Below are 6,742 nucleotides of genomic sequence, written 5' to 3' on the forward strand. Positions count from 1 at the left end.
AGGTCGCATGACGCGCCGTAACATTCTGATCTCAATTTTGGCCGCCGCGGTTCTGACGGCTTGCGCAGGCACGGTATCGCCGCCCGAGGTGGCCCGGCAGACGCCGCAGCTCTATCCCAATGAAACGCCCGAACTGCGGCAGAAAATCAATTATTGGGCCGATCATTACGAGGTGCCGCGCAGCCTGGTGCACCGGCTGGCAGTGCGCGAAAGCACCCACCGGCCGCATGCGGTGAACCAGCCCTATTACGGGCTGCTGCAGATCCTCCCTGCCACCGCGCGCTCGATGGGGTTCCGGGGCAAGCCCAAGGAGCTGCTGAATGCCGATACAAACCTGCAATATTCCGTCAAATATCTGCGCGGCGCCTGGCTGATCGCCGACGGCAGCCAGGCCCAGGCCGTCAAGCATTACTCCCGCGGCTATTACCACGAGGCCAAGCGCCGCGGCATGCTCAAGGAAACCGGCCTGCGGCCCTGATTTCCCGGCGCAGCATGCGGCGGCAGCGCCCGGCAGGGCGCTGCCCGGCCCAACGGGACGCGGTGCCTGTCACAGACAGGCATCAAGGACAGGCGGGAGCCTGCCGCCGTGAAACAGCCGGGAGTTTTCGCAGGATTCTAACGGACTGCCGTTCTACTGATAGCATGCTGTTCCTGCTGCACCTCCTGCAGCGGGATGGCTGGCCGTCTATCCATTCCTTTATGATCGCTGGATCGGGTCCTGCTGCGGCGCCTGGCCGAACGAAAAAGGCCGCCCCAAGGGCGGCCTTTCCGTAACGCTGAGGGCAAAAGAGGATTATTCCTCGTCCAGCGCCTCGACAGCTTTCTGCAGATCGTCCTTGGAGATTTCTTTCTCGGTGACTTTCGCCTGCTCGATGATGTGGTCGACAACCTTGTCCTCGAACAGCGGCGCCCGCAGCTGCTGCTGCATCTGAGCGTTCTGCTGGATGAATTCAAAGAACTGACGTTCCTGGCCCGGATACTGACGCGCCTGCGCCATGATCGCCTGGGTCATTTCGGCGTCGGTCACTTCAACTTCGGCTTTCTGGCCCAGCTCGGCCAGCAGCAGGCCCAGGCGCACCCGGCGCTCGGCCAGGGCGTTGTGCTCGTCGGTGGTCTCGATCTCGGGGTGATCGTGGCCTTCGACTTCCGGGTTTTCCTCGTGCCACAGCTGATGCGCGATCTGCTTGGCTTCGGCCTCGACCAGCGACGGCGGCAGGTCGAAGGAGACCAGAGTGTCCAGCTTGTCCAGCAGCGCACGCTTCATCACCGCGCGGGCAGCACCGGCATATTCGGCTTCAAGACGCTCGGTGATCTGGGCTTTCAGCGCGTCCAGGTCGTCCGCACCGAATTTGGTGGCCAGCTCGTCGTTGATCTCGGCCGCTTTCGGGGCTTTCACCTCTTTTACGGTGCAGGAGAACACGGCTTCTTTACCGGCCAGGTGCTCGGCGCCGTATTCTTCCGGGAAGGATACGGTCACGTCTTTTTCTTCGCCGCCTTTGGCGCCGATCAGCTGCTCTTCAAAGCCAGGGATGAAGGAGTTGGAGCCAAGGGTCAGCGGGTAGTCGTCGCCTGCGCCGCCTTCAAAGGCTTCGCCGTCGATCCGGCCGACAAAGTCGATCACAACCTGGTCGCCGTCTTCCGCAGCCGCACCGTCTTCGCGGGCTTCGAATTCCTTGGCGGTGTCGGCCAGGCTGGTCAGCGCTTCGGTGACGGCTTCTTCTTCAGCCTTCACAACCAGCTTTTCCAGCTCAACGCCGGAGAAGTCGACTTCGGGGATTTCCGGCAGTGCCTCATAGGACATCTCGACGTTAACGTCGTCGCCTTCTTTCCATTCGTCGTTGGTCATCTTCACGTCGGGCTGCTGCGCCGGGCGGTCGCCGCTGTCCTCGAAGTGCTTGTTCATGGCGCCGTCGACGGCTTCCTGCATGGCTTCGCCGATCAGGCGCTGGCCGAACTGCTTTTTCAGCAGCGCCATCGGCACTTTGCCCTTGCGGAAACCTTTCATTTCGACTTCCGGCTGCGCTTCGACGAGCTTTTCGTTGACCTTCTCGTCCAGCTCGGCAGCCGTGACGGTGATGGCGTAGCCGCGTTTCAGACCTTCGTTCAGCGTCTCGGTGACCTGCATCCTATACCCCATAGAGATTCGGGGCGCGTGCGCGCAGGCGCCCCCAGACAATTTGCGGTCTTCTATTTCCCCCGGCGCCCCGGCGCAAGAGGCATTGCCGGTTTCGCGCGCAATCGCGCGGATTTCCGGCCCGCGCAAAGAAAAACACGCCCGCAAAGGGGCGTGTTTCCGTTCTGAAACCGAGGGAGGGAAGGTCAGAACTTCCAGCGTGCGCCGGCCAGGATCACATTGGCGTCCTGATAGGTTGCAGCGCTGGTATCAGCATAGGAATAGTCACGGTAAGCCAGATAGGTTTCGACGTTCAGCGCGTCGATCTTCTGGACCGCGGCCACTCCCCAGGACTCGGCGCTGTCACCGGCGGTGACCATGTCCGAACCATCGTAGTAATCGACCGAGAACGCGGTGGAGCCGGCTGCGATCAGATCCGCCTTATACCCCAGCTTGGCATAAGCATAGGTGCCTGCAATGTCGCGCTCGCCTGCGGCGACGTTCAGCGACAGGCCGGTGGCCTTGTGCAGCACGGCAAAGGAGCCGGAGATGTCGCGGCGGTCAGCCTTGCCGGTCTCTTCGGTCCAGGCCGCACCGATGCCGGTGTCGATGGCAAAGCCGGCCGCGTCGTCATTGGCCCAGCGGACGGCAACGTCATAGCTTTCGCGGTCGTTTGCGTCCTTCAGGATATCGGTGCCGTAAGAGGTCGACAGGGTGAAGCCCGCCAGCTCCGGCGTGTCGTAACGGACGCGGCCCAGGCGGCTGCCGTCCAGGTCGGTGAAGGCATCGCCGATATCAACGCCGCTCAGGGCGCCGCCGCTGGTGCGGAACGCATATCCGCCGGCCGAATCCGCCACCGAGTTGGACGCGCCAAGGCCGGTGCCCGAGAAGTCGGCTCCGGTGATGCCATCGGTTGCCATCGAGCCCTGACCTGCCGAGAAGCGGCCGTAGCGGGCGGTGTCGAACTGGAAGTCGACATGGCGGATGTTGGTGCGGTCCCAGCTGACGTTGTCGCCGGTGGACAGCTGGTTCACGCCGTCCGAGCTGCGGAAGCCGAAGGCGGTCTCGAAGTTGAAGCGCAGGGTGTTGTCGCCATAGGCCTGCTCCAGCCAGAAGCCGATCCGCGAGTTGGACGCGGCATTGTCGGTCAGGCGGTTGAAGTCTTCCTGGCCGTCATCGAACGACTGGAAGGTGGGGTTGAACTGACCGTACCAGCGGAAACTGCCGCCGGTGTCATTGGTGTAAGTGGGTCCCGCAAAAGCCGGGGCTGCCAGAGCGGCGGCCAGCGAGGCAGCGCCTGCGCGCGCTGCAAATTTTGTGCTCATAATCCTCGAGTCTCCTGTTCCGTCTGCAGCACGTCTCTCCATCCCTGAGACTGCTGCCTGAACCAGGGGCTATCACGTGATTTTTCGTCTATTCAGGGTTGAAAACTCAAACTCAGACCAGGGAAAATTGATAGGCGGATTTCCGCCTATCCACATTCGCATCTTGCAAGAAACCGCTTACGGACAATGCGTTAGGTGATGAAGGTCACATTCAGCCGCGCGCCGGACTCAGAGGGGGCATGCAATTTCTGCAACCCTGCGCATACGCTCAGCAGTATGGTCATTTTTGCACAGACCGGCGCCGCGGACAGCGGCAGAAACCGCCGCGGTCACCCGCGGCGTTTCAGTGCGCTGCGCCGCGCAGGGTCAGAATTTCCAGCGCGCGCCCAGAACCCAGGTGGTCAGATCCTGATAGGTCGCTGCCGCGTCCTCATATTCATACATCTGATAGGTGAGGTAGATATCGGTATTAAGGTTTTCGACCTTCTGGACCGCCCCGATCCCCCAGCCCTTGGCGCTGGACCCGGTGACATTGAAATCCTCGCCGTCATAATAATGCACGCCGACACCGGTTTTGCCCCAGTTGAACCACTGATCTTCATAGCCGATCTTGGCGTAGTAATAGCTTGGGTCGCTGGCGCCGGCTGCGTCATCGTCCCGGGTGCCGCCCGCAACTGTGAAGCTGAGGCCATTGTCCAGAAGCACCGAGGCCGCGCCCAGTACATCCGACCGTTCAGCCCCGGCATTGTCGCGCACCTGATACGCCAATGAGGCGCTGAAGGCTGTTGAGCCGTAGTCCTGCCCGTAAAACAGGCCAATGTCATAATAATCCGCATCATCCGCTGAAGAGAGAACATTCTTCCCCCAGGCAACCCCGGCAGAGAAGCCGTTGAAGTCCGGTGTGTCATAGCGGATCCGGCCCCGGCGGGAGCCATCGAGATTGTCATAAGCGCTGGCCACGGCCGGCCCGCTCAGCGCTCCGGCTGTGTCCCGGATCAGAAATCCGGCATTGGCATCAGCGGTATAAGAATACAGTGCAGTGCCGACATAAGACAGGTCCGTCTCAGCCGCCCCGTCGGCGACCATACTGCCCTGCCCTGCGGAAAACTTGCCCCAGCTCCCCTCCAGCCAGAAATCCACGTGGCGCAGGTCGGCCCGGGTCCAGCCGCTGTAGTTCGATCCGAACTGGTTCACTTCCGTTGAATTCGGAAAGCCAAGCCCGGTTTCGAACCGGAACCCGAAGGTATTGCTGCCGAACGGCTGCATCAGCCGCAGCCCGACCCTGGAGCGGGACAGATCATTGTCCAGCACATTTGTTTCGCTCTGCTGGCCGTCGTCGACAGAAATGATGGCCGGGTTCAAATGACCGTAAATCTCGACGGAGCCGCCGGAATTGCCGGAGTATTTCAGTTCCGCTGAAGCCGGCTGCCCCGCGACGCACAGCCCGGCCGCAGCCGCTGCTGAAAGTGAAAGAAGATGTCTCACGACAACCCTCCCTTGCATCTGATAACTGGTGAACACACTAGCAGCCGCTGCCCGCGGCCTGCCCGAAGCAAGTATATCACATTCCTTGCCGAACCGGCGGGAAATCCCCGACCGGAAGCGCAATAATATCGCAGTCAGGTTCTCCCGCTTGTAAGCGGAAACATTCGCGTTTGAACGCTGAAGATGTGAATGGTGCGGGGGAGGCGACTTGCCCCCCACGCCTTGCGGCGCCAGAAGCTAAATTCACGAAAATGGCTTGTTTTCAGTGGGTTTGGGCCAGAAATTTTACAAGACATTATCAGAACAAAGCACGAAACAGTAAAATGGAAAATCGCCGGCGGCCAACCCTTGAGAAAAACTTAAGTTGTGAACTTGATTTCCGGCTGGCGAACGTGTAGCACTTTCACTGTTTGAAGACTGACAGGCCTGATCCAGCCTGCCGATATGCCCAGCTTACCCAGCTTGGTCCGAACGCCGTGATCACGTACTCGCCATCAACTGGACGAGGTGCGCTGGCGTTTGGAAAACTTGCATTTGTTCCTTGCCACGCCTTTCGATCCCGCGGATGCCCGTGCGGAAGAGAAGATACGGAATTACGTATAAGGAGCGTGCAATGCCCCCCTCTCCACTTTCCTTAACAGTGCTCGTCACAGAGCCCCTTACGCCTGCGGCGACTTTCGAGGCGCGTCTTTTCGGCCCACATGCAGTGTCTCACACGGCATTGACCCGTTCACTGCAGTCAAGAAAGCGGACCCGCTTGTGACGCAGTGATCATCCGGCATGGCAGAGGATTTACCTCTGCTTCATCACATTCAACTTTTTGCAGTGAGTAGTTACAAATGTCTGATTTTGTTGTTTTTGCCACTTGGGAAAGTGTCTGGAGCAGTTTCTCCAGCGACACCCAAACATTCACAGGCGCACGTGATGCGATCATCGGAGATGAGAACTCGACGGTCGACGTCGGCGCGTCTACCGAGTTCACTTTTACCGGCATCCCATCCGGCTCTACAGCCTATGATGGCCCTTTCTCAATGTATGTCTTCACATTAAGTACCGGTGGCCAAGCCGTGTGGATGTCGGGCGTCGGAGCCTCAGGCGGAATTGTCGTGCCGCTCGACGCCACGGCGTACAACGCATTTATGGACGGCACGGCTTATACCGTTGCATCCGGTTCGTCCGTAAGCCAGTATGCCTATTCCAGCTTCTACATGCCAGCAACGAACAGCTCTCCCACCGGTTCTGTTTCGATTTCGGGGACGGCATCCGAAGACCAAACCCTGACCGCATCCAACACAATCGCCGACCCTGATGGCTTGGGCTCCATCTCCTACCAGTGGCAGCGCGACGGGGTGAACATTTCCGGGGCCACCGGCGGCACCTATACGCTGACCCAGGACGATGTCGGCGCGGTGATTACCGTTGCCGCCAGCTACACCGACGGCGGCGGCACCGCAGAAAGCGTGATCAGCGCCGGGACCGCCGCTGTGACCAACGTCAATGACGATCCGACCGGCAGCGTCACCATCTCCGGCACCGCGGGTGAGGACCAGACCCTCACCGCCGCCAACACGCTCGCGGATGAAGACGGGCTGGGCGCAATCACCTATCAGTGGCAGCGCGGCGGCGTTGACATCGCCGGGGCCACCGGCGGCACCTACACGCTGACCCAGGACGATGTCGGCGCGGTGATTACCGTTGCCGCCAGCTACACCGACAGCGAAGGCACCGCAGAAAGCGTGATCAGCGCCGGGACCGCCGCTGTGAGCAACGTCAACGACGATCCGACCGGCAGCGTCACCATCTCCGGCACCGCGGGAGA

The 6,742-nt window shown here is 60.6% G+C and carries 4 protein-coding genes and 1 pseudogene; 2 read left to right on the forward strand and 3 right to left on the reverse strand.

Annotation, left to right across the window (positions count from 1 at the left end):
• Positions 1 to 7: 7 nt before the first annotated feature.
• The gene (locus VOI29_RS21185) at positions 8 to 478 is read left to right on the forward strand and encodes a lytic transglycosylase domain-containing protein (RefSeq protein ID WP_323783435.1); all 471 of its coding nucleotides are present in this window, start codon (positions 8 to 10) and stop codon (positions 476 to 478) included.
• A 315-nt stretch (positions 479 to 793) separates the two neighbouring features.
• Here the strand turns inward: VOI29_RS21185 and tig are convergent, their stop codons facing one another.
• The 3 genes from tig to VOI29_RS21200 all read right to left on the reverse strand — a co-directional run bounded on the left by tig (position 794) and on the right by VOI29_RS21200 (position 4,923).
• A complete protein-coding gene (tig, locus tag VOI29_RS21190; RefSeq protein ID WP_323783429.1) occupies positions 794 to 2,125 on the reverse strand; it encodes a trigger factor in 1,332 nt (443 codons plus the stop codon).
• Between the two features lie 194 nt (positions 2,126 to 2,319).
• A complete protein-coding gene (locus VOI29_RS21195) occupies positions 2,320 to 3,438 on the reverse strand; it encodes a porin (protein ID WP_323783431.1) in 1,119 nt (372 codons plus the stop codon).
• Between the two features lie 366 nt (positions 3,439 to 3,804).
• Positions 3,805 to 4,923, reverse strand: coding sequence for a porin (locus VOI29_RS21200; RefSeq protein WP_323783433.1), 1,119 nt, complete (start codon positions 4,921 to 4,923; stop codon positions 3,805 to 3,807).
• An 839-nt stretch (positions 4,924 to 5,762) separates the two neighbouring features.
• Between VOI29_RS21200 and VOI29_RS21205 the strand changes: the two are divergent.
• Positions 5,763 to 6,742 (forward strand): annotated as a pseudogene (locus VOI29_RS21205) (hypothetical protein); the annotation flags it as partial.

The sequence above is a fragment of the Leisingera sp. genome (assembly GCF_034669605.1).
GTDB lineage: Bacteria > Pseudomonadota > Alphaproteobacteria > Rhodobacterales > Rhodobacteraceae > Leisingera.

Excerpts from the sequence above, each read along its gene's own strand:
- VOI29_RS21185 (WP_323783435.1), top strand. The coding sequence starts at position 8 with ATGACGCGCCGTAACATTCTGATCTCAATTTTGGCCGCCGCGGTTCTG.
- tig (WP_323783429.1), bottom strand. The coding sequence starts at position 2,125 with ATGCAGGTCACCGAGACGCTGAACGAAGGTCTGAAACGCGGCTACGCC.
- VOI29_RS21195 (WP_323783431.1), bottom strand. The coding sequence starts at position 3,438 with ATGAGCACAAAATTTGCAGCGCGCGCAGGCGCTGCCTCGCTGGCCGCC.